The organism is Ectopseudomonas oleovorans (assembly GCF_029845265.1).
GTDB classification, from domain to species: Bacteria; Pseudomonadota; Gammaproteobacteria; order Pseudomonadales; family Pseudomonadaceae; genus Aquipseudomonas; species Aquipseudomonas oleovorans.
The window spans coordinates 16274-36551 of record NZ_JAOCLK010000017.1 but is presented as its reverse complement, the minus strand read 5'-3'; the positions used below and the strand labels follow the sequence as shown (position 1 = coordinate 36551).

Annotated in this window: 23 protein-coding genes; 9 read left to right on the top strand and 14 right to left on the bottom strand. The window is 62.2% G+C overall.

The genetic code is table 11. The features are described from left to right. Nucleotides 1-24 precede the first annotated feature (24 nt). The gene (locus tag N5J71_RS11015) at nt 25-804 is read right to left on the bottom strand and encodes a TSUP family transporter (RefSeq protein ID WP_003461436.1); all 780 of its coding nucleotides are present in this window, start codon (nt 802-804) and stop codon (nt 25-27) included. Between the two features lie 102 nt (nt 805-906). Between N5J71_RS11015 and N5J71_RS11010 the strand changes: the two genes are divergently transcribed. After that, entirely contained in the window at nt 907-1554 is a 648-nt protein-coding gene (locus tag N5J71_RS11010) for a hypothetical protein (protein ID WP_084342342.1), read from the top strand. Between the two features lie 396 nt (nt 1555-1950). Here N5J71_RS11010 and N5J71_RS11005 read toward each other — a convergent pair whose 3' ends face one another. The 4 genes from N5J71_RS11005 to N5J71_RS10990 all read right to left on the bottom strand — a co-directional run bounded on the left by N5J71_RS11005 (nt 1951) and on the right by N5J71_RS10990 (nt 5089). Next, nucleotides 1951-2718, bottom strand: coding sequence for an SDR family oxidoreductase (locus N5J71_RS11005; RefSeq protein ID WP_003459926.1), 768 nt, complete (start codon nt 2716-2718; stop codon nt 1951-1953). 16 nt (nt 2719-2734) lie between these two features. Next, nucleotides 2735-3802 (bottom strand): phosphotransferase family protein, encoded by a 1068-nt coding sequence (locus N5J71_RS11000; protein ID WP_278620741.1) that lies wholly within the window; start codon nt 3800-3802, stop codon nt 2735-2737. 220 nt (nt 3803-4022) lie between these two features. Further along, complete coding sequence (locus N5J71_RS10995; RefSeq protein ID WP_003459932.1) at nt 4023-4334, bottom strand: SCP2 sterol-binding domain-containing protein; 312 nt, start codon at nt 4332-4334, stop codon at nt 4023-4025. Nucleotides 4335-4390: 56 nt separating this feature from the next. Next, nucleotides 4391-5089 carry a histidine phosphatase family protein gene (locus tag N5J71_RS10990; protein WP_003459933.1) on the bottom strand — a complete coding sequence of 233 codons (699 nt, stop codon included), beginning with the start codon at nt 5087-5089 and terminating at the stop codon, nt 4391-4393. A 199-nt stretch (nt 5090-5288) separates the two neighbouring features. Between N5J71_RS10990 and sohB the strand changes: the two genes are divergently transcribed. Both sohB and N5J71_RS10980 read left to right on the top strand, forming a co-directional pair. Continuing rightward, nucleotides 5289-6308: a protease SohB gene (gene sohB, locus N5J71_RS10985; protein ID WP_003459934.1), complete on the top strand. Its 1020-nt coding sequence runs from the start codon at nt 5289-5291 to the stop codon at nt 6306-6308. Between the two features lie 36 nt (nt 6309-6344). Continuing rightward, nucleotides 6345-7334 carry a YhdH/YhfP family quinone oxidoreductase gene (locus N5J71_RS10980; protein ID WP_003459935.1) on the top strand — a complete coding sequence of 330 codons (990 nt, stop codon included), beginning with the start codon at nt 6345-6347 and terminating at the stop codon, nt 7332-7334. Between the two features lie 37 nt (nt 7335-7371). Here the strand turns inward: N5J71_RS10980 and N5J71_RS10975 are convergent, their stop codons facing one another. Then, nucleotides 7372-7809, bottom strand: a complete 438-nt coding sequence (locus N5J71_RS10975) for a hotdog fold domain-containing protein (protein WP_092375654.1) — start codon at nt 7807-7809, stop codon at nt 7372-7374. A gap of 103 nt (nt 7810-7912) precedes the next feature. Between N5J71_RS10975 and N5J71_RS10970 the strand changes: the two genes are divergently transcribed. Continuing rightward, complete coding sequence (locus tag N5J71_RS10970; protein WP_279916850.1) at nt 7913-8497, top strand: TetR/AcrR family transcriptional regulator; 585 nt, start codon at nt 7913-7915, stop codon at nt 8495-8497. Here N5J71_RS10970 and N5J71_RS10965 read toward each other — a convergent pair. Both N5J71_RS10965 and N5J71_RS10960 read right to left on the bottom strand, forming a co-directional pair. Next, nucleotides 8494-9261 (bottom strand): DODA-type extradiol aromatic ring-opening family dioxygenase, encoded by a 768-nt coding sequence (locus tag N5J71_RS10965; protein ID WP_003459939.1) that lies wholly within the window; start codon nt 9259-9261, stop codon nt 8494-8496. The genes N5J71_RS10970 and N5J71_RS10965 overlap by 4 nt on opposite strands. Before the next feature lie 92 nt (nt 9262-9353). After that, entirely contained in the window at nt 9354-10586 is a 1233-nt protein-coding gene (locus tag N5J71_RS10960; protein ID WP_279916849.1) for a transporter substrate-binding domain-containing protein, read from the bottom strand. 53 nt (nt 10587-10639) lie between these two features. Here N5J71_RS10960 and N5J71_RS10955 point away from each other — a divergent pair, with 53 nt between their 5' ends. Next, a complete protein-coding gene (locus tag N5J71_RS10955; RefSeq protein WP_279870872.1) occupies nt 10640-11296 on the top strand; it encodes a thiopurine S-methyltransferase in 657 nt (218 codons plus the stop codon). 58 nt (nt 11297-11354) lie between these two features. On the opposite strand, the gene htpX is transcribed toward N5J71_RS10955, so the two are convergent. The 3 genes from htpX to N5J71_RS10940 all read right to left on the bottom strand — a co-directional run bounded on the left by htpX (nt 11355) and on the right by N5J71_RS10940 (nt 13986). Next, complete coding sequence (gene htpX / locus N5J71_RS10950) at nt 11355-12227, bottom strand: protease HtpX (protein ID WP_278620739.1); 873 nt, start codon at nt 12225-12227, stop codon at nt 11355-11357. Nucleotides 12228-12321: 94 nt separating this feature from the next. Continuing rightward, nucleotides 12322-12768 (bottom strand): hypothetical protein, encoded by a 447-nt coding sequence (locus tag N5J71_RS10945; RefSeq protein WP_003459949.1) that lies wholly within the window; start codon nt 12766-12768, stop codon nt 12322-12324. A 6-nt stretch (nt 12769-12774) separates the two neighbouring features. Further along, a complete protein-coding gene (locus tag N5J71_RS10940; protein WP_079783679.1) occupies nt 12775-13986 on the bottom strand; it encodes a pyridoxal phosphate-dependent aminotransferase in 1212 nt (403 codons plus the stop codon). A 170-nt stretch (nt 13987-14156) separates the two neighbouring features. Here N5J71_RS10940 and msrB point away from each other — a divergent pair, with 170 nt between their 5' ends. After that, entirely contained in the window at nt 14157-14555 is a 399-nt protein-coding gene (msrB, locus tag N5J71_RS10935; protein WP_206408457.1) for a peptide-methionine (R)-S-oxide reductase MsrB, read from the top strand. Nucleotides 14556-14602: 47 nt separating this feature from the next. On the opposite strand, the gene N5J71_RS10930 is transcribed toward msrB, so the two are convergent. Further along, nucleotides 14603-14782: a PA1571 family protein gene (locus N5J71_RS10930; protein WP_003459954.1), complete on the bottom strand. Its 180-nt coding sequence runs from the start codon at nt 14780-14782 to the stop codon at nt 14603-14605. 148 nt (nt 14783-14930) lie between these two features. Here N5J71_RS10930 and N5J71_RS10925 point away from each other — a divergent pair, with 148 nt between their 5' ends. The 3 genes from N5J71_RS10925 (at nt 14931) to N5J71_RS10915 (ending at nt 18541) form a co-directional block, all read left to right on the top strand. Then, on the top strand, nt 14931-16046 hold the full coding sequence (locus tag N5J71_RS10925; protein ID WP_003459956.1) for an ATP-NAD kinase family protein: 1116 nt from the start codon (nt 14931-14933) through the stop codon (nt 16044-16046). A 9-nt stretch (nt 16047-16055) separates the two neighbouring features. Next, on the top strand, nt 16056-16646 hold the full coding sequence (locus N5J71_RS10920) for a DUF1287 domain-containing protein (protein WP_003459958.1): 591 nt from the start codon (nt 16056-16058) through the stop codon (nt 16644-16646). A gap of 137 nt (nt 16647-16783) precedes the next feature. Then, nucleotides 16784-18541, top strand: coding sequence for an ABC transporter transmembrane domain-containing protein (locus N5J71_RS10915; RefSeq protein ID WP_003459959.1), 1758 nt, complete (start codon nt 16784-16786; stop codon nt 18539-18541). On the opposite strand, the gene rhtA is transcribed toward N5J71_RS10915, so the two are convergent. Beyond that, on the bottom strand, nt 18538-19389 hold the full coding sequence (gene rhtA / locus N5J71_RS10910) for a threonine/homoserine exporter RhtA (protein WP_003459960.1): 852 nt from the start codon (nt 19387-19389) through the stop codon (nt 18538-18540). The two genes, N5J71_RS10915 and rhtA, sit on opposite strands and share 4 nt — an antisense overlap. A 517-nt stretch (nt 19390-19906) precedes the next feature. Next, nucleotides 19907-20188 carry a pyrimidine/purine nucleoside phosphorylase gene (ppnP, locus tag N5J71_RS10905; RefSeq protein WP_003459961.1) on the bottom strand — a complete coding sequence of 94 codons (282 nt, stop codon included), beginning with the start codon at nt 20186-20188 and terminating at the stop codon, nt 19907-19909. Between the last annotated feature and the right edge of the window lie 90 nt (nt 20189-20278).

Sequence of the window (20278 nt, the reverse complement as noted above, 5' to 3'; positions counted from 1 at the left end):
ATACTCTGGCGGGTTGCGCCCGCCCTACGCGACCCAGTGCTGCCAGACCAGGCGCGCGGCCAGCGCCAATACCACCGTAATGAACACCGGGCGAATGAACTTCGAACCGCCTTTGATCGCGGTGCGCGCACCGAGAAAGGCGCCGACCATCAAGGCGGCGCCCATGCTCAGACCGAGCCCCCAGGCTACCTGACCAAAGGCGATGAACACCGCCAGCGCCGCCGCATTGCTGACGAAGTTCATGGTACGCGCCACGCCGCTGGCACGCACCAGGTCGAGTGGATACATCAGCAGGCTGCTGACCGTCCAGAATGCGCCGGTGCCGGGGCCCGCCACCCCATCGTAGAGTCCCAGGCCAAGCCCTTGAGGCCATTGCCGACCGCGCGCTATCGGCAGGTCGTGTTCGGCTGGTGCCTCCGGCATACGTCCGAACAGCAGGTAAACACCGCAGGCGAAGACGATCACCGGCAGCATCTGGTTGAGCCAGGCGGCCGGCATCCAGTGCGCGATGACGGCGCCGAGCAGGGCGCCGATCAGGGTTGCCAGCAACGCGTTGCGCCATTGTTTCGGATCGAACAGCTTGCGGCGATAAAACGTGAGAGCCGCGGTGCCCGAGCCGAAGGTGGCGCACAGCTTGTTGGTGCCCAGCACCAGGTGCGGCGGTAAACCTGCGGTAAGCAGAGCAGGGATGGTCAGCAGGCCGCCACCACCGGCAATGGCGTCGATGAAGCCGGCGATGAAGGCGACCAGAGCGAGAATGGCCAGTGTGCTGGGATCGATGGCGAGCTCGAGAGCGAAGGGCATATTAAAGTGTCGACTTGTGGGCGAGTGCGCAGCCTGCTGGCTGTTCGTCGTGGGGAGAGCTGCGCATAATGCCGGGATTTCGTCAGAGAAGGAACGCAATCGATGCAATACGACGGGTTGGCCTGGGCCGTGGCGCTGTTGGCCGTATTGGCGCTGCTGGTGGCATTGCGCATTCTGCTCAATACGGGCTGGTTCCTCGGCTGGTTGCGTGGCACCTGTGGTCTGGCATTTCTCGCCCTGGCCGGCCTGGTCGGTCTGTTAGCTTACGATCTGTATACCTACGAGCCGCTGCAGCCGGGCAAGCCGCTGGTGACGCTGAGCTTCAAGGCTGATGGTCCGCAGCGTTATCAGGTGACGCTGCTCGAAGGGGGGCGCGAGCGCACTGTCACGCTCGAGGGCGACATGTGGCAACTCGATGGTCGCCTGATCCGCTGGAAGGGGCTGGCTGAGCTGATCGGTCTTGAGCCGGGTTACCGTCTGGAACGTCTGTCCGGGCGTTTTCTGGCCATCGAGCAGCAGGCGTTGGCGCAACATGGCCGTGTGCAACTGGCTGAAAGCCCGTACGGCGTCGATCTATGGCGCTGGCTGCGGCTCAATCAGCGTGATCTGTTGTTGTTCGATCCACAGGCGCTGCGCGTCACCTATCTGCCGATCGCGGCCGATGCGGTGTACAGCGTCAGCCTGACGCCGACCGGCCTGCTGGCCGAGCCGATGAACCCGGCGGCGGAAGCGGCGTTGAAGGATTGGTAGCGGCCAGCAGGCAGGTAGATGTAGGGTGGGCTTTAGCCCACACCGAGAGTGATTGGTGGGCTGAAGCCCACCCTACAAAAATTGATGAACCTCTCCCGCTTGATGGGGAGGGTGCGTGAAGGGCGGGAGAGGGGAGCGAAGTTGGCGTTCGCGTTGGTGACGTAGGGTGGGCTTCAGCCCACCGCGACCTACATTGGTGGGCTAAAGTGGAGCACCGCCCGGTCCACCCTACAAATCGACGCAGCGAATTTGTAGGAGCGGCGCCCCGCCGCGAAGCAGGCCGCGCGCAATTGAGAAACTTCGCCCCGGGGCGGGGCTCCTACGAAAGGCCACTTTGGTACCCTTAACTGACTGGCATTAATTTTCGGGTGCCTTTTTGCTGCGTGCTATCTGGCCTCAGGAGAGGAAGCCGCCGTCCACGTTCAGCGCCACGCCGGTGGTGTAGCTGGATGCTTCACTGGCCAGGTACAGCACTGCGCCGGCCATCTCGCTCGGGTCGGCCACGCGTTTGAGCGGGATGCGCTGCAGGGCATGCTTGAGGATGGCGTCGTTCTTGGTCAGTGCCGAGGCGAACTTGGTGTCGGTCAGGCCTGGCAGCAGGGCGTTGCAGCGAATGCCGAACTGCGCGCACTCCTTGGCGAACACCTTGGTCATGCTGATCACCGCGGCCTTGGTCACCGAGTAGATGCCCTGGAATTCGCCGGGGGATACGCCGTTGATCGAGGCGACGTTGATGATCGAGCCACCACCGCCTGCCTTCATCAATTTGCCGCCTTCGATGGACATGAAATAGTAGCCGCGGATATTGACGTCGACCGTCTTCTGGAAGGCGCCCAGGTCGGTATCCAGCACGTTGCAGAACTGCGGGTTGGTCGCGGCGTTGTTGACCAGGATGTCGAGGCGCCCGAACTGTTCCTTGATCTGCGCGAAGACATTGGTGATCTGCTCCATCTCGCCGATATGGCAGGCGATGGCGGTGGCCTTGCCGCCCTCGGCGGTGATGGCATCGGCCACGGCCTGGCAGCCTTCGATCTTGCGGCTGGAGACGATCACGTGCGCGCCTTGCTGGGCCAGCAACTTGGCGATGGCCTCGCCGATGCCGCGGCTGGCGCCGGAAACGAAGGCGATCTTGCCGTCGAGGTCGAACAGTTGGGTCTTGGACATGGTGATTACCCCAGGGTTAGAGAGTGGATTTGCCGATGACCTGCAGGCACATCTGCTCCAGCAGCTTGTTCATGTGAATGAACTGGGCGAAGCGCTTGTCCTGGGTCTGGCCGTGATAGAAGCGGTAGTAGATCTGCTGCACGATACCGGCCAGGCGGAACAGGCCGTAGGTGTAGTAGAAGTCGAAACTGTCGATCGCGATGCCGGCTTTTTCAGCGTAGTAGTCGACGAACTGCTGACGCGTGAGCATGCCCGGCGCGTTGCTCGGCTGGCGACGCATCAGTTGCACCGGCGCAGGGTCGCTGGCTTCGATCCAGTAGGCCAGGGTGTTGCCCAGGTCCATCAGCGGGTCGCCGATGGTGGTCATCTCCCAGTCGAGCACGCCGATGATCTGCATCGGGTTGTTCGGGTCGAGGATCACGTTGTCGAAGCGGTAGTCGTTGTGCACGATGCCCGGCTTGTGGTGATCGGCCGGCATCTTGTCGCGCAGCCAGGCCTTGACCGGCTCCCAGGTCGGCGCGTCCGGTGTCAGGGCCTTCTCGTAGCGCTCGCTCCAACCCTTGATCTGGCGTTCGACATAACCTTCGGGCTTGCCCAGGTCGCCCAAGCCGCAGGCGTTGTAGTCGACGTTGTGCAGTTCCACCAGCTTGTCGATGAAGCTCTTGCACAGCGCTGTGGTCTGCTCGGCGCTGAAATTCAGCTCGGCCGGCATTTCCGAGCGCAGGATGATGCCCTTGACCCGCTCCATCACATAGAACTCGGCGCCGATCACCGACTCGTCGGTGCAATGCACGTAGGCTTTGGGGCAGTAGGGGAAACCGGCATTGAGCTGGTTGAGAATGCGGTATTCGCGGCCCATGTCATGCGCTGACTTGGCCTTGTGGCCGAACGGCGGACGGCGCAGGACGAACTCCTGCTGCGGGTATTCGATCAGGTAGGTCAGGTTGGATGCACCACCGGGAAACTGGCTGATCTTCGCTTCACCGCTCAGGCCTGGGATATGGGCCTTGAGGTAGGCATCGATGACGCCAGCGTCGAGCTCTTCGCCCGCGCGGATACGGGTGGATTGGTCAGTGAGCGCCATATTTATCCCTTCTACTTATGATGGGGGCCCTAGATAATTGGCTAATCTAATGCTGCACCTGGGCTGTCACAAGCAATACGCGCCGTTATAGGCAGGCGTGTTGCACCTCGATCAAACTGCCTGATCATTCATTTTCAACCTGAGCTTTCGCTTGTGCGCAGGCAATAAAAAACCGGAGTGCCAGGACTCCGGTTTTCGTGTTTTGCGCTCAGCTCGCCGATCAGACCGGGAACAGTTCGCCCAGCTTCATCGCCAGCATCATGTCGCCTTCGGCGCGCAGCTTGCCAGCCATGAAAGCCTGCATGCCGTCGGTTTCGCCGCTGACGATGCCCTTGAGGGTTTCGCTGTCCATGATCAGGGTCACGTTGGCGTTCGGGTTGTCGCCTTGCTCGAGGGCGCAGGTGCCGTCTTTGACGATCAGCGCGTAGTTCTCGCCATCTTCGATGTTGAATTGGAATACCAGATCCAGGCCTGCAGCGGCGCTGGCGTTGAACTTGGACTGCATGGTTTGGGCGATGTCAGCAACACTCATGGTCTTATCCTTTTTCGGTTTTTTCGCGCAGCCTCACGGCCGCAGTGGGCTGGAGCTCATCGGTAGGTGATAAGCTCCGGCGCCTTCAGCAGCTGTAAATGCACATGGCTGTTGAAGGAAGCCAGACTCACCTCGCTGCCGCGGAATTTCAGCTGGCTGAGCGAGGTATTGACGATTTGCCAATTCAGTTCGAAGGCCTTTGTCGAAGGCACGCCGGTGATCAGGCGGAGCAAGGCGGTGATGGTGCCGCCGGAGGTGAACACGGCAATGTTCTGTTTGCTGCCGGCCTGTTCGAGGATGCGCTGCAAACCGCCTTCGACCTGCTCGACATAAGCCTGCCAACTCTGCAGGCCGGGTTTGTCATGCTCACCGGAAATCCAGCGCTGGATCAGTTTGGCGAACAGGCGCTGGAACTCGGCGCGGTTCTGCGCGCCATTGCGCAGGATGTGCAGCGCTTCGGGCTCTTCCGGTAGCAGTTCTGGCAACAGGGTGCGAATCACCGCGTCGGCATCGAATTCGTTGAAGGCGTCGTCGATATCCAGCGTTGGCGCCTGGCTCATGCGCTGCAGGGCGGCGTTGGCGGTATGCTGCTGGCGGCGCAGACTGCCACTGACGCAACGATCGAAGGCGATACCGAGCTGTTCGAGATGTTCGCCCAGTACTTCGGCCTGGCGCACGCCGACGGGAGACAGGACATCGTAGTCGTCTGCACCGAATGAGGCCTGGCCATGTCGAATCAGATAGATGCTGCCCACGTCCGTATTGGTCCCGGCACGTTGAATGTTTGGCGAGGGTATGAGGAAGCTCGGGGGCTGTCAACGAAAAAACATACGCTTGTTTGAATTGCTTGTATGTCCATTGTGCAGTGCTGCCGCGCTTGGCCGGCGAGGCGCTGCGCCGGTATGCTTGGGGCTTTGTGCGCCCAGGCGCCGCTGCATTGTCCAAGGGGGATCCGTGGAGTTTCTTAGCGAGTACGCCAGCTTTCTGGCGAAAACCCTGACCCTGGTGGTCGCCATCGTCGTGGTGCTGGTGGCGATCGCCGCCACGCGCGGCAGAGGGCGGCGCGGCAGTGGTCAGTTGCAGGTGCAGAAGCTCAATGATTTCTACAAGGATCTGCGTGAGCGCCTGGAGCACAGCGTGTTGTCCAAGGATCAGCTCAAGGCCACGCGCAAGGCGCAGGCCAAGGCGGCCAAGCAGGAAAAGAAAGCGCCGCCGAGCAAACCGCGGGTGTTCGTGCTGGATTTCGACGGTGATATCAAGGCCTCAGCCACCGACAACCTGCGCCATGAGGTGACGGCGCTGCTGTCCATGGCCAAGGCCGATGACGAAGTGGTGCTGCGCCTGGAAAGTGGTGGCGGCATGGTGCATAGCTACGGCCTGGCTTCGTCGCAACTGGTGCGTATCCGCGATGCGGGCATCCCGCTGACGGTGTGCGTGGACAAGGTAGCGGCCAGCGGCGGCTACATGATGGCCTGCATCGGCCAGAAGATTCTCAGTGCGCCTTTTGCCATCCTCGGCTCCATTGGCGTGGTGGCGCAGTTGCCTAACGTGCATCGTCTGCTGAAGAAGCACGAAATCGATTTCGAGGTGCTGACGGCCGGCGAATACAAGCGCACGCTGACCGTATTCGGTGAGAACACCGAAAAGGGCCGGGAGAAATTCCAGGAAGACCTGGAGACCACCCACGAACTGTTCAAAGGCTTCGTTGCCCGTTACCGCCCTCAGCTGGACATCGATGCCATCGCCACCGGTGAGGTCTGGCTGGGCATTGCGGCGCAAGAGCGCCTGCTGGTGGATGAACTAAAGACCAGCGACCAGTACCTGGCCGAGCGCGCCGCCGAGGCTGAGCTGTTCTATCTGCATTTCGTTCATAAAAAGAGTTTGCAGGAGCGTGTCGGGCTGGCGGCCAGCATGGCGGCAGATCGCTTCGTCCTGACCTGGCTGAGCAGACTCAATCAGCAACGTTTCTGGTAAGAGCACGCCACCGAACAACGACAAGAGGAGAAGGTGATGACTGAATTCAAGGCTTTGCTGGTCAGCGAGGGTGCCGATGGCAGTTTTCGGCGCCAGGTAGTAGCCCGGCAGATCGAGGATCTGCCCGCAGGCGATCTGCTGATCCGCGTGCGCTATTCCTCGCTCAACTACAAGGATGCGCTGTCGGCCAGCGGCAATCGCGGGGTTACCAAGCAGTATCCGCATACGCCGGGCATCGACGCCGCTGGCGTGGTGGAGGCGTCCGCCGTGGCCGAGTTCGCCGTGGGCGACGAGGTGATCGTCACTGGCTACGACCTGGGCATGAACACTGCCGGTGGTTTCGGCCAGTACATCCGCGTACCGGCGGCCTGGGCGATCAAGCGCCCACAAGGCTTGCCGCTGCGCGAGGCGATGATTCTCGGCACCGCCGGCCTGACCGCCGCGCTATGCGTGGACAAGCTGGAGCAGGCCGGCGTTACTCCGGAGTCCGGCACCATGCTGGTCACCGGTGCCACGGGCGGCGTTGGCAGCATCGCCGTGGTGCTCCTCAAGCAGCTCGGCTATCGCGTAGCCGCCGCGACCGGCAAGGCCGAACAGGGCGATTTCCTGCGTGGTCTCGGTGCTGACGAGATCGTCAGCCGCGAAGAGCTGCAGCAAGGTAGTGAGCGGCCGATGCTCAAGGAATGCTGGGCGGGAGCGGTAGACACAGTGGGTGGCGACATCCTGTTCAATGTGGTCAAGTCGCTGCGCCACAGCGGCAGCGTGGCCTGTTGCGGGCTGACTGCTGGCGTCGGCTTCCAGGGCAGCGTACTGCCGTTCATCCTGCGCGGGGTCAACCTGCTTGGCGTGGATTCGGTGGAGCTGCCTCTGGTGGTCAAGGCGTCGATGTGGGACAAGCTGTCGTTGCAGTGGAAGCTCGATCTCTCGGCGCTGTGCCAGGAAGTCGGTCTGGAAGAGCTGCCGGCGGCCATCGAACGGATACTGGCTGGCGGCATGGTCGGTCGCGTGCTGGTGCGACTCGACTGAGTGGATCAGAGGCCCGTCGATGACGGGCCTCTGCATTTCAGGCCTGGCTGACGTACATGGTGATTTCGGCGCGGAACACCGGCTTGTCACCGACGTAGGCCATCACCGGCACCTTGATGTCGCCGGTCTGATCCCAATCCACCGCGCTGCCATCGGCCACCGTGCGGATGTCGCCGTCTGCCTTGGCCAGGTATTCCACCGTCATCCCTTTGGGAATCCAGCGGCAACCGTCAGGAATGGAGGCGTCGGTCATGCTGCCGGCGGCAAGCTCGGCAGCATTGCACAGGGCGATGGCGTGCACCGTACCGATATGATTCAGCACTTCACGGCGTTTGGCGAAGCGGACCTCGGCATAGCCGGGGCGCAGCTCGACCATCTGCGGGGCGATGCTGGCGAAGTAGGGGGCGACCTGGCCGATCATCGCGCTGAATTGGGCAGCGCCGGCCTGCTGGAACATCTGCAACATCTGACTCATGACTCTCTCCTGCGTGTTTGCGATTGAAGATGAGCGCGCGCCGGAGCAGTATACGAGCACTAGAAAGTTATTCTAGAAAAATATTCTAGTCATAAGGAGCGGCATGGCCCGTCCATCACGCAAAGACGAGATCCTGCAGGCTGCGCTGGCCTGCTTCACCGAGCACGGTGTCGATGTCACCACCATCGAGATGATCCGTGACCGTTCTGGCGCGAGCATCGGCAGTCTGTATCACCACTTCGGCAACAAGGAGCGGATCATCGCCGCGCTCTATCTGGCCGGCACCGCACAATACGCCGACCTGCTGCAGCGCGGATTTGCCAGCGCGGCCAGCGCCGAGGCCTGCGTCAAGTTGCTGGTGACCAGCTACATCGATTGGGTGGTGGCCAATCCTGATTGGGCGCGTTTCATCCTGCACAGTCGTAGTCGGGTCGAAGCGGGGGAAATGGGCGATGCGCTGCGCGAAGCCAATCGTCAGCATTTTGCGCAGATTCTCACGGCGCTCGCCGAGTACCGTCGGCAGGGACTGTTCAAGGCGCTGCCGGATGACTGTTTCGCCTCGGTGGTGATCGGTCCGACGCATGATCTGGCGCGCAACTGGCTGGCTGGCCGCACCCAGAGCGAGCTTGGCGATTGCCGCGAGCTACTGGCGCAGATCGCCTGGGATAGTGTGAAAAACAGCGGCTAGCCGAAGCGATAGATATCCATCCCCAGGGCGCCGTAGGTGAAACCGCTGTGCTCAATCGTGAAGGTACCGCCAGCACCTCGGGCGAAGAACAGCGGTAGCAGGTGTTCTTCGGTGGGGTGATTGCGTACGGCATTCGGCGCCAGCAGTCGGTAATGGTGCAAGGCCTCTTCGTCGTTCGCTTCGAGCTTTTCCACCACCCAGTCGCGAAACGCCTTGGCCCAGGGTGTGATGACGTCCGGGCCGGCACGCCAGTTCAGCTCGCCCAGGTTATGGGTGATGCTGCCGGAGCCAATTAGCAGGATGCCTTGTGCACGCAGGCTGGCCAGAGCACGGCCCACGCGGGTCTGCAACTCGGGGCCGAGGCGGCTGGGTAGCGATAGCTGCAGAACAGGGATGTCGGCTTGCGGATACATCAGCGACAGTGGCACCCAAGCACCATGGTCGAAGGGGCGTTGCGCATCGAGCTGTGCGGACAGACCCACGTCGTTCAGTTGCTGGGCGATCTGCTCGGCCAGCTTCGGTGCGCCGGGGGCCGGATACTGCACCGCATACAGCTCGGCTGGAAAGCCGCCGAAGTCGTGCCAGGTCTGCGGGTGTTCGCCCGCCGTCAGCAGCAGGCGCTGGCTTTCCCAGTGCGCCGACACCACCACTATGGCGTTGGGTCTGGGTATATCGGCGGCCAGTTTGGCCAGCGCCGGGCCGCTGGCACCGGGCTCCAGGGCCAACATGGGGGAACCATGGGAAATGAACAGGCTGGGCAGCATGACGACCTCCAGAAATGTGCTCACATTTTCTCCGAGGTCTTCATCGATTAATAATGATGTTTTTCCGCGGTATCAATCGACTGGTTAGATGTTTAGCGCAGGTTGGCGCCAAACGCGGTCTCGATATTGATGCCCAGGCTGAGCACGCCGAGAAACTGCCCATCCCGTGGGTCGTGAATAGGCGCAGAAACCTTGCTCTGAAAGCTCTGGGTCGAACCATCGTACTCGATATCGCCGATATGGATCTGGCCAGGCGCCAGGCGCATGGCTTGTCGAAAGTCATCTTCGTCAGCTTGCCAATAATCGCTGGTGACTTCGCTGATGGCGACTAATTGGCCGGAGTGGTCGCTGAGGAAGATCTCATTGAACAGGAGGTGATGTTGACGCGCTATGTTGGCCAGCAGGCGTGACGGCGGCGTCTGCAGCAGGCGACGGATCAGTGGCTTTTCCTCAAGCAGGAGTTCACGCAGCCATTGCCTGTTCAGCTCGTTAATGCGCTCCATGCTCGTATTGCGCGCGGCTACCTGGCGAAGGGCGTTCAACAGTTCGTCATGGTAGGCCCAGCGCTTCAGATGCTGGGCGGTCAACTGGCGCAGATAATGGGCTTCGGCGTCAGTCAGCGCGCTACCTTTGGGGGCGCAGTGTTCGACCTGACGGTTGAAGGCGCTGAGGAAATCAGGGTGGTGCTGCAGGAAATCGTGAGAGAAATAGACGCCCAGTGGTGAGTAGCGTACGAAGCGTCGCTGCAGAGCCTGTTGGGGTGGCTGCTCAGAGAGGGCGCTCCGCATGGCATTGTCATCGGCCAGGAAAAGATCGATGCGCCCACGTTGCAGCAATTCGATCAATTGCTCCAGGCGCGGTACCTTCTGCGCTACGGCGATGCCGCGAGCCTCCAGCCAGGTCATGCTGTTGCTTCCCAGCACGCTGCCGATGCGCAGCTCGCGGTCCCAAATCGGCTTGTTGAGGATCAGCGAATCCTGGGCATACCAGTACCATTTCTCCATCAGAAGCGGGGCGGACAGCTGCGCGTAGCCATCGACCTGGCTGTCTGGTGCCGAGCTGAAGAAACCATCGGCGATGCGCCTACTGACATTCTGCCGGGCTCGACTCAGCGATGTGAGCTGGATCTGATAAGGCCGCTGCAATCGATTGAAGATGCATTCGAGTACAGTTACCGAGCTACCGCTGAGTTCGCCGTCTACCACCAGTTGGTAAGGATCCTCGAGGCTGGTGTCGAGGCGCACGGTTGCGTTGTCTTGGTCATTGGCCTGCGCCAAGGTCGAGACAGCCAGTAACAGGCAGGGCAGCAGATGGCGTGCTGGCATCGAGTCATTTAGCGTATGGGTTGTTATTTCCAGTTTAGGTGAGGGGAGTGGATATGCACGCGACATTCTGGCAGGAGCGCTGGGCGCGCGATCAGATCGGTTTTCATCAGCAAAAGGTTAACGGCTACCTGCGTCGTCACTGGTCCGCGCTCGGGCTGGCGAAAGGTGCGGCGGTGCTGGTGCCGCTGTGTGGCAAGAGTCTCGACCTGGTCTGGTTGGCGGAGCAGGGGCATGCCGTGATCGGTGTGGAGCTGGCCGAGCGCGCGGTGCAGGATTTCTTCGTTGAGCGTGATATGCAGCCACAGGTGTCGCAGCACGGGGTGTTCAAGGTCTACCAGGCGGGCACGCTGCGGATTTTGTGCGGCGACTTTTTCGCCTTGAGTCGTGACGACGTTGCCGGGTGCCGGGCTTTCTATGACCGCGCTGCGCTGATCGCCCTGCCGCCGGAAATGCGCGAGCGCTACGCCGCCCACCTGCAGGCGATATTGCCGGATAACTGCCAGGGCCTGCTGGTGACCCTGGTGTACGACCAGCAGCGGATGGATGGCCCGCCATTCTCGGTCGAAGACGCTGAGGTGATGCAGCATTTCGCGGCCAGTTGGGCGCTGCGCATGGTCGAGGAAAAGGACGTGCTGGCCGGTAATCCGCGTTTCAGCGATAGCGGTCTCGCTGCAGTGGATGAGAGAGTCTTTCATCTGACGCGCCGCTAGCGGCAGCCCCAATGAAAAGGCGACCCGAAGGTCGCCTTTTTTGTCCATGACGGATGGATCAGCCGCGGCGGCGCAGCGCCTCGATACGATCTTCCAGCGGCGGGTGGCTCATCAGCAGACCGGCCAGGCCGTTCTTCAGGCCGCCATTAATGCCGAAGGCAGTGAGGCTGTCGGGCATCTGCACCGGCACGCCTTGTTCGGCGCGCAGACGCTGCAGCGCGGCGATCATGGAGCCGGTACCGGCCAGGCGAGCACCGGCTTCGTCGGCCTTGTACTCGCGCTTGCGCGAGAACCACATGACGATGATGCTGGCCAGGATGCCCAGTACCAGCTCGGCGAAGATGGTCGCGACGAAGTAGCCGATGCCATGGCCGTCTTCGTTCTTGAGGATCACCTTGTCGACGAAGTTGCCGAAAATGCGCGCGAAGAACATGACGAAGGTGTTCACCACACCCTGGATCAGTGCCAGGGTGACCATGTCGCCATTGGCAACGTGGCCGATCTCGTGAGCCAGTACCGCACGCACTTCATCAGGGGAGAAACGCTCGAGCAGACCCTGGCTGACCGCGACCAGTGCGTCGTTCTTGTTCCAGCCGGTGGCGAAGGCATTGGCCTCGTAGGCCGGGAAGATGCCGACTTCAGGCATCTTGACCCCGGCTTGGCGCGACAGCTCCTCGACGGTCTGCAGCAGCCACTGTTCGTGACGGGTGCGTGGCTGGGTGATGATCTGTGTGCCGGTGCTCATCTTCGCCATCCACTTGGAGATGAACAGCGACACCAGCGAGCCGGCAAAACCGAACACGGCGCAGAAAATCAGTAGGCTGCCATAGTTCTGGCCGGTGAAACGGTCGACCCCCAGCAGTTTGAGGGTGATGCTGGCGATAACCAGAACCGCCAGGTTGGTGGCCAGGAACAACATAATGCGCATCATGGTGTGAACGGACTCCTCACGGGGAAAGACGTACGAGTAATGCCGGCTATATAAGGGCGCCCCCCCGGGGCTTTCAACCAGCGACTATTTCAAACTATGTCTCTTGACCTTGTAGCGTACTCTCGAACAGCAGGCGAGTCAGGCGGGCGGTGCGCTCGCCGTGCTGCTGGGCCAGGGCCTCGCGCAGCTGAAATGCCAATGTGGCATGTACGCGGCGCACGCTTGGCGGCAGCACTTCACCCTCGCGCAAAGCGTGGGGAATGGCGCGTGACAGGCGCAGAAAACCTTTCTCGCTCAGCACCGCCTGATCCAGCGCGTCGTAAGCGATGGTCGACTCGAAACGCAGATAGCCTTCCTCGGCCAGCCACAGTAGCGCGCCGAGGCAGGCCTGGTGACGCTTGCTGGGCAGGCCGAATTCGTCCGGCTCCTCGCGCCCGATCAGGTCTTCCACGTACAGCGCCATCTTGCGCGGGAAGGCCTGATAGAGCATGAGCAGGCCGCTGGCGGCGTCCTTGTAGAAATCGTCGATCTGCAGGTCCATGTCGGCTTACTGGCTGTAACCTTTGAGGAAGTTGCCGATACGACCGATGGCCTGCTCCAGGTCGTCGACGCGGGGCAGGGTGACCACACGGAAATGATCCGGCCACGGCCAGTTGAAGGCGGTGCCCTGGACGATCAGCAGTTTTTCCGACAGCAGCAGATCGAGGACGAACTTTTCGTCGTTGTGGATCGGGCAGACCTTGGGGTCGATCCTGGGGAAGGCATACAGCGCGCCCATGGGTTTGACGCAGCTGACCCCTGGAATGTCGTTGAGCAGTTCCCAGGCGCGGTTGCGCTGCTCCAGCAGGCGGCCGTTGGGCAATACCAGGTCGTTGATGCTCTGGTAGCCGCCGAGCGCGGTCTGGATTGCATGCTGGCTCGGCACGTTGGCGCACAGGCGCATGTTGGCCAGGATATCCAGGCCTTCGATATAGCTCTGCGCCCGGTGCTTGGGCCCGGAGATGGCCACCCAGCCGGAGCGGAAACCCGCCACACGGTAGCTCTTGGACAGGCCGTTGAAGGTCAGGCAGAGCACGTCCGGTGCCAGCGAGGCGGTGCTGATGTGCACGGCCTCGTCGTAGAGGATCTTGTCGTAGATCTCGTCGGAGAAGATCACCAGGTTGTGCTGGCGCGCCAGTTCGACGATATCCAGCAGCACTTCCCTGGAGTACACCGCGCCGGTGGGGTTGTTCGGGTTGATCAGCACCAGTGCCTTGGTATTGGGCGTGATCTTGGCGCGCATGTCGGCGATGTCCGGGAACCAGCCGGCCTGCTCGTCGCACAGGTAGTGCACCGGCTTGCCACCGGACAGCGCCACGGCGGCAGTCCACAGCGGATAGTCGGGCGCCGGGATGAGCACCTCGTCACCGTTGTTGAGCAGCGCCTGCATGGCCATCACGATCAGCTCGGAGACACCGTTGCCGAGGTAGATGTCCTCGATGGTGACGCCTTCGACCTGCTTCTGCTGGTAGTACTGCATCACCGCCTTGCGCGCGCTGAACAGTCCCTTGGAGTCACTGTAGCCCTGGGCGGTGGGCAGGTTGCGGATGACGTCCTGAAGAATTTCTTCCGGGGCCTCGAAACCGAACGGCGCCGGGTTGCCGATGTTCAGCTTGAGGATGCGATGGCCTTCCTCTTCCAGACGCTTGGCGTGCTTGAGCACCGGCCCGCGAATGTCGTAGCAGACGTTGGCGAGCTTGTTCGATTTGCTGACCTGCATGTGAGAAATCCCATTCGGTGGAGGACCCGCTGAATCACGCTGCAAAAGTATCCTCTGGCGGAACCTTGGCAGCCCGCAGGGCGGGTGACAGACTGGGCACGAATCATACGTTGCAGCCTGACCCTGGCAAAGCTGTCGGTCGGGCTTTTTTACGAGGAGGGAAGCAGTCCGTGGATAAAGTCGAGAAATCCCTGGATGCCTGGCGTGAAGCGTTGTCGCCGGAACAGTTCCACGTCTGCCGCCTGGGCGGCACCGAACGGCCTTTTACCGGGCAATATCACGACAGCAAGGTGGCGGGCGTCTATCACTGCGTCTGTTGTGGCGAGGCGCTGTTCGACTCCGCCGCCAAGTACGATTCCGGTTGCGGCTGGCCCAGCTATTTTCAGCCGCTCAGTGCGACGGTGATCCGTGAGCTGGATGACTTCAGCCATGGCATGCAGCGTATCGAGGTCAGATGCGCCAAATGCGATGCGCACCTGGGCCACGTCTTTCCTGATGGGCCGCGTCCGACCGGTTTGCGTTACTGCATCAACTCGGTGTCGCTGAAGTTCGCGCCGCGCGAGCCATGATGGATGAACGATGGACTGCCACGAGCGGGCAGCCCGGCTGAGTTTTTTCAGCGTTTCTGTGGACGGTTCTGCTGGCTTTGTTCCAGAAGCTGGCAGGCCTGCTGGATCATCGCTTCGGTGATCGGCACTTCGCGCCCCTGAGCGTCGATGATGAAGCCACCGATCGGCGTTGGGCGGGCGTGGTTGTTCAGGTGTTGCGGCTGATTGGCAGTGTTGTGCAAGCTCATGGCCTGTCTCCTCATCGATTCTGCGCGCAGTCTAGTGGTGCCGGATGAAGGTGCGGTGACAGTGAAGGTGTACGGAAAACCGTCACGCCGGCAACGCAGAGCAGGTACAAGCAGGCTGCATGCCAGTCTGCCGGTAATTGAGGAAGGCATGTCGCGTTTTCATATAGGTCTGATCATCAACCCTCTGGCCGGGCTGGGTGGCCCGGCTGCACTCAAGGGCAGCGACGGCGTGGCCGAGCAGGCCCTGGCACTCGGCGTTGAACCGAAGGCTGCGCAGCGTACGCGCACGGCGCTGGAGCAACTGTTGGCGCTGCGTGAGCGCATTGAGTTCGTCACCTATCCCGGTGCCATGGGCGGCGATTTGTTGGCGCAGATGGGCTTTGAGCATCGTCTGCTGGGACAGTTGGGCGACGAGCCCAGCACGGCCGACGACACCCGTCGTGCTGTGCAACACCTGCAGGACGCCGGTGCGGCACTGATTCTATTTGCCGGTGGCGATGGCACTGCGCGTGATGTATGTGCCGTGATCAGGGACGGGCAGCCGGTGCTGGGCATTCCGGCGGGGGTGAAGATCCAGTCCGGGGTGTACGCCATTAGCCCGCGAGCGGCCGGTGAGCTGACGGCGCGCCTGGTCGAAGGCGGTTTGGTTCGTCTGGCCAGCGGCGAGGTGCGTGACATCGACGAGAATGCCCTGCGTGAGGGGCGCGTTACCGCGCGCTGGTACGGCGAGTTGTGCGTGCCGCAGGAGGGCGGTTACGTGCAGGCGGTCAAGCAGGGCGGCGTGGAGTCCGAAGAGCTGGTGCTGGCTGATCTGGCTGCCTGGCTGGAGGCTGAATGGGAGCCCGGTGTGCGTTATGTATTTGGCCCCGGTTCGACCTTGCATGGCCTGGCGCAGAATCTCGGGCTGGACACCACCTTGCTGGGCGTCGATGTGATCGAGGACGGCCAGGTGATCGCCCGTGACGTCAACGAGGCCGAGCTGTTCGCCCTGGTCGAGGCGCATCCGACCTACTTGCTGGTCACCGCCATCGGGGGGCAGGGTCATGTCATCGGGCGTGGCAACCAGCAGATCAGCCCCCGTGTGCTGCGTGCGGTCGGCCTGGAGCGCCTGCGTGTGGTGGCGACCAAGCGCAAGCTGGCGACACTGAATGGCCGGCCGCTGCTGGTCGACAGCGGCGACGTGACGCTGGACGACGCCTTTCCCGATGCCATACGGGTCTGGGCCGGTTACAGGGAAGAGTTGCTGTACCCTCTGGCGCGATAGGAGAGCGAGATGCGCGGGCTGATTCTGCTGTTGCTCTGGTCACTGGCGCTGGCCGCACAGGCCATCGAAGCTGAAAAGCTGGTGCGCGATGCACGCCAGCAGATCGGTGTGACGCTGAGCTATGACCCGGCCTACCGCCAGTTGAGCTATCCCGGTGGTGATGTGCCGATGGCCACAGGGGTCTGCACCGACGTGGTGATCCGCGCACTGCGCCAGCAGGGGCTGGACTTGCAGGAAGCGGTGCACCGCGACATGCGCGGCAGCTTCTCCGTCTATCCGAAGAACTGGGGGCTGAATCGCCCGGACAGCAATATTGACCACCGCCGTGTGCCCAACCTGATGACCTGGTTCAAGCGTCAGGGCTGGTCGCTGCCGCTTAGCCAGGCGGCTTCGGCGTATCGGCCGGGCGATATCGTCACCTGGGATCTGGGCCGTGGTCTCACGCATATCGGTATCGTCAGCGATCATCGGGCGGCAACGGGTGTGCCGCTGATTCTGCACAACATCGGCCGTGGTGCGCAGGAGGAGGACATCCTCTTCAGCTATCGCATTACCGGCCATTATCGTCCGCCAGCAGAGCTGGCGAAGACGGGCTCATAAGCCGTCGCGGTCGCCTGCCTCGGCAATGGACGCAGCCGCTTGAGGTTGCGCGCCGCCGCCCCCAACTGCTGACTCAGACATTCAACTTCCTGCCGCCAGCGGCTGCGACACCTTCGGCCGCTGACCTGAGACCTGCCATGATTTCGATGCTCTCTTCCCGTCAGCGCGGTGCCATACGCCTGGCCTGGCGCTTTATCGCCCCGTATCGCGGCCGGGTACTGGGCGCGCTGCTGGCGCTGATGTTCACGGCAGCCATCACCCTGTCCATGGGCCAGGGCATCAAGCTGCTGGTGGATCAGGGGCTGGCCACGCAGTCGCCGGCCGCGCTGCGGCAGTCCCTGCTGCTGTTCTTCGTGCTGGTATTGGCGCTGGCCTTCGGCACCTACACGCGCTTCTACCTGGTGTCATGGATCGGCGAGCGGGTGGTCGCGGATATCCGCCGGCGGGTGTTCGATCACCTGATTGAGTTGCATCCTGGCTTCTACGAGAGCAATCGCAGCTCGGAAATCCAGTCGCGGCTGACCGCCGATACCGCGCTACTGCAATCGGTGATTGGCTCGTCGCTGTCGATGGCGCTGCGCAACCTGATCATGTTGATCGGTGGCAGCGTGCTACTGGTGGTCACCAACCCCAAGCTCAGCGGTATCGTTCTGTTGGCTCTACCCTTGGTGGTAGCGCCTATCCTGCTGTTCGGCCGCCGTGTGCGTGCGCTGTCGCGGCAGAGCCAGGACCGCGTGGCCGATGTCGGCAGTTATGTCGGCGAAGTGCTGGGGCAGATCAAGACGGTACAGGCTTACAACCATCAGGATGAGGACAAGCGCCGCTTTGGCGAGTCTGCCGAAGCGGCTTTCGATGTGGCGCGCAAGCGCATCGCCCAGCGTTCCTGGCTGATCACCGTAGTGATCGTGCTGGTGCTCGGCGCTGTCGGGGTGATGCTCTGGGTCGGCGGCATGGATGTGATCGCCGGGCGCATCTCCGGCGGTGAGCTGGCGGCTTTCGTGTTCTACAGCCTGATCGTTGGCTCGTCCTTCGGCACGCTGAGCGAGGTGATCGGTGAATTGCAGCGTGCCGCAGGCGCCGCCGAGCGCATCGGCGAGCTGTTACGTGCCAGCAACGCCATCGTGGCGCCGGAGCAGCCGCAGCATCTGTCGCAGCCGGTACAGGGGCGCATCGAGCTGCAGCGTGTGCGATTCGCCTATCCGTCGCGTTTGGACAGCTACGCCATCGATGGCATCGATCTGCAGGTAGCGGCAGGCGAGACGCTGGCACTGGTAGGACCGTCCGGGGCTGGCAAATCGACGCTGTTCGATCTGCTGCTGCGCTTCTTCGATCCGCAGGGCGGGCGCATCCTCATCGATGGCGTGCCGATCGATCAGCTCGATCCGCGCGAGTTGCGTGCCAGTTTCGCCCTGGTGTCGCAGAATCCTGCGCTGTTCTTCGGCTCGGTGGAGGACAACATTCGCTATGGTCGCCTGGATGCCAGCCAGGCCGAGGTGGAGGCGGCCGCGCGGGCGGCGCATGCCCATGAGTTCATTCAGCGCCTACCGCAGGGTTACCAGACTCATTTGGGGGAGGCCGGGCTCGGGCTTTCCGGTGGCCAGCGTCAGCGCCTGGCGATTGCCCGTGCCTTGCTCGCCGATGCGCCGATCCTGCTGCTCGATGAGGCCACCAGCGCCCTGGATGCCGAGAGCGAGCACCTGATCCAGCAGGCGCTGCCGTCACTAATGGCCGGGCGCACCACCTTGGTGATCGCTCATCGCCTGGCCACGGTGAAGCAGGCGGATCGCATTGCGGTGATCGAACAGGGCCGTTTGGCTGCGATCGGCAGTCATGCCGAGCTGATCGAGAGTAGTCCGCTCTATGCGCGTTTGGCCGAGTTGCAGTTCGGCAACTAGCTCTTGGGTTTGATGGTGGCGGCTGCCCCGGCAGAGGCGATAATGATCGCACCGACGGCCAGCCACTGGCCCCAGAGCAGCTTCTCGCCGAGAAAGGCCAGACCGCACATTGCCGCGACTGCCGGCTCCAGGCTCATCAGCACGCTGAAGGTGCGTGCGGGCAGGCGCGTCAAGGCGACCATCTCCAGGCTGTAGGGCAGGGCCGAAGACAGTACCGCGACACCCAGGGCGATGGGTAGCAGGTCCGCGCTCAGCAGGTCCGTGCCGGCATGCCAGATGCCAATGGGCAGGACCAGCAAGGCGGCGACCCAGGTGCCCAGGGCGACGGTGTGGCGGCCATGCTGGGCGCCGGCTTTCTGGCCGAAGATGATGTACAGCGACCAGCACACCCCCGCGCCGAGGGCCAGAGCTGCGCCGAGTGGGTCTATGGCGCTTTGCGTGGCGCCGGTTGGCAGCAGCATCCACAGGCCGGCGATGGCCAGAATCACCCAGACGAAGTCCAGCAGGCGGCGCGAGGAAAACAGCGCCAGAGCCAGCGGCCCGGTGAATTCCAGCGCCACGGCGATGCCCAGCGGGATGCTCTGCAGGGACATGTAGAACATCAGATTCATGCCGCCCAGCGCCAGGCCGTAGGCGAGCAGGGCATGGCACTTGCGCAAATCCAGTTTGGCCCGCCAGGGCTGCATCACCAGCGACAGAATGATCGCGCCGAGCACCAGGCGCAGGGCTGTGGTGCCTTCGGCGCCGACCAGCGGGAACAGGTTCTTGGCCAGCGACGCGCCGCTCTGGATCGAGACCATGGCCACCAGCAACAAGGCAATGGGGGCGAGAAGTGCACTGCGTGACATGGGCTATGTCCTGGTGGTGATCATCAAAGAAAAAACCGGCCGCTGGGGCCGGTTCTTCGTGGCGCGTAGTGGCTGCCAGACCGTTGAGAAAAACGTAGGCGAGGCAGGCAAGACAATACCGATGGCGGCCCCGCAAAAACGACCGAAAAACGGTCGGAGTCGCGCTCGACTTTACGAGCTGTAAATGAGCATTTTGACTGGGCTCGCACGCGAGGTCGCTTTTAAACGCAGGTAGTTTCTCAACGGGCTGTTAGGGTCTGTTGCCGTTTCGCGCACGGCCGCGACGGAGCCAGTTTTTGCGTGGGGCTAGGCGTGAGACGCGAAGTTTGGTCGCCCAAATGAACCGTCGAGTAACGACGTACCACGCAAAAACTGGCCCGTCCCTTCGGGTTGCGCGGCAAATTGCGCCATGCGTCGTTGCGGGATTTGGCAAGGGAACGACCATTACCTGCATCCCGCGCCTCGCGTGGCGCAATTTGGCGCAGCAACGCGGCTCGTGTCGAAACGGCAACAGACCCTAGCGATATTCGCAGAGATAGGCGGTGTCTACGGCCACCTTGAGCTGGAACTTGCTGTTGGCCTCGACGGTGAACTTGCTGCCGGCTTCGAAGGTGTTCCAGCTGTCGCTGCCCGGCAGTTTGACGGTCAGGGCGCCGGCGACGACATGCATGACTTCCAGTTGGCTGGTGCCGAATTCGTATTCGCCCGGGGCCATTACGCCGATGGTGGCAGGGCCTTCAGCCATTGTGAAACCGATGGATTTGACGGTGCCGTCGAAGTATTCGTTGACCTTGAACATCTGCGATTCCTCGGAAGGGGTTGAAAAAATTGCTGGAAGCCATGTTTAACGTCGTGTGACGACGGCCAGAAGGGTGACCGCCATGCATGG

Bases quoted from the DNA above. Each gene is read 5' to 3' on its own strand.
- N5J71_RS11005 (WP_003459926.1), bottom strand. From the start codon at position 2,718: ATGTCCAAGACCCAACTGTTCGACCTCGACGGCAAGATCGCCTTCGTT.
- N5J71_RS11015 (WP_003461436.1), bottom strand. From the start codon at position 804: ATGCCCTTCGCTCTCGAGCTCGCCATCGATCCCAGCACACTGGCCATT.
- htpX (WP_278620739.1), bottom strand. From the start codon at position 12,227: ATGATGCGCATTATGTTGTTCCTGGCCACCAACCTGGCGGTTCTGGTT.
- N5J71_RS10980 (WP_003459935.1), top strand. From the start codon at position 6,345: ATGACTGAATTCAAGGCTTTGCTGGTCAGCGAGGGTGCCGATGGCAGT.
- N5J71_RS10930 (WP_003459954.1), bottom strand. From the start codon at position 14,782: ATGAGCTTGCACAACACTGCCAATCAGCCGCAACACCTGAACAACCAC.
- N5J71_RS10925 (WP_003459956.1), top strand. From the start codon at position 14,931: ATGTCGCGTTTTCATATAGGTCTGATCATCAACCCTCTGGCCGGGCTG.
- N5J71_RS10975 (WP_092375654.1), bottom strand. From the start codon at position 7,809: ATGAGTCAGATGTTGCAGATGTTCCAGCAGGCCGGCGCTGCCCAATTC.
- N5J71_RS10915 (WP_003459959.1), top strand. From the start codon at position 16,784: ATGATTTCGATGCTCTCTTCCCGTCAGCGCGGTGCCATACGCCTGGCC.
- N5J71_RS10965 (WP_003459939.1), bottom strand. From the start codon at position 9,261: ATGCTGCCCAGCCTGTTCATTTCCCATGGTTCCCCCATGTTGGCCCTG.
- N5J71_RS11010 (WP_084342342.1), top strand. From the start codon at position 907: ATGCAATACGACGGGTTGGCCTGGGCCGTGGCGCTGTTGGCCGTATTG.
- N5J71_RS10960 (WP_279916849.1), bottom strand. From the start codon at position 10,586: ATGCCAGCACGCCATCTGCTGCCCTGCCTGTTACTGGCTGTCTCGACC.
- N5J71_RS10945 (WP_003459949.1), bottom strand. From the start codon at position 12,768: ATGGACCTGCAGATCGACGATTTCTACAAGGACGCCGCCAGCGGCCTG.
- N5J71_RS10995 (WP_003459932.1), bottom strand. From the start codon at position 4,334: ATGAGTGTTGCTGACATCGCCCAAACCATGCAGTCCAAGTTCAACGCC.
- ppnP (WP_003459961.1), bottom strand. From the start codon at position 20,188: ATGTTCAAGGTCAACGAATACTTCGACGGCACCGTCAAATCCATCGGT.
- N5J71_RS11000 (WP_278620741.1), bottom strand. From the start codon at position 3,802: ATGGCGCTCACTGACCAATCCACCCGTATCCGCGCGGGCGAAGAGCTC.
- N5J71_RS10920 (WP_003459958.1), top strand. From the start codon at position 16,056: ATGCGCGGGCTGATTCTGCTGTTGCTCTGGTCACTGGCGCTGGCCGCA.
- N5J71_RS10940 (WP_079783679.1), bottom strand. From the start codon at position 13,986: ATGCAGGTCAGCAAATCGAACAAGCTCGCCAACGTCTGCTACGACATT.
- N5J71_RS10970 (WP_279916850.1), top strand. From the start codon at position 7,913: ATGGCCCGTCCATCACGCAAAGACGAGATCCTGCAGGCTGCGCTGGCC.
- N5J71_RS10955 (WP_279870872.1), top strand. From the start codon at position 10,640: ATGCACGCGACATTCTGGCAGGAGCGCTGGGCGCGCGATCAGATCGGT.
- rhtA (WP_003459960.1), bottom strand. From the start codon at position 19,389: ATGTCACGCAGTGCACTTCTCGCCCCCATTGCCTTGTTGCTGGTGGCC.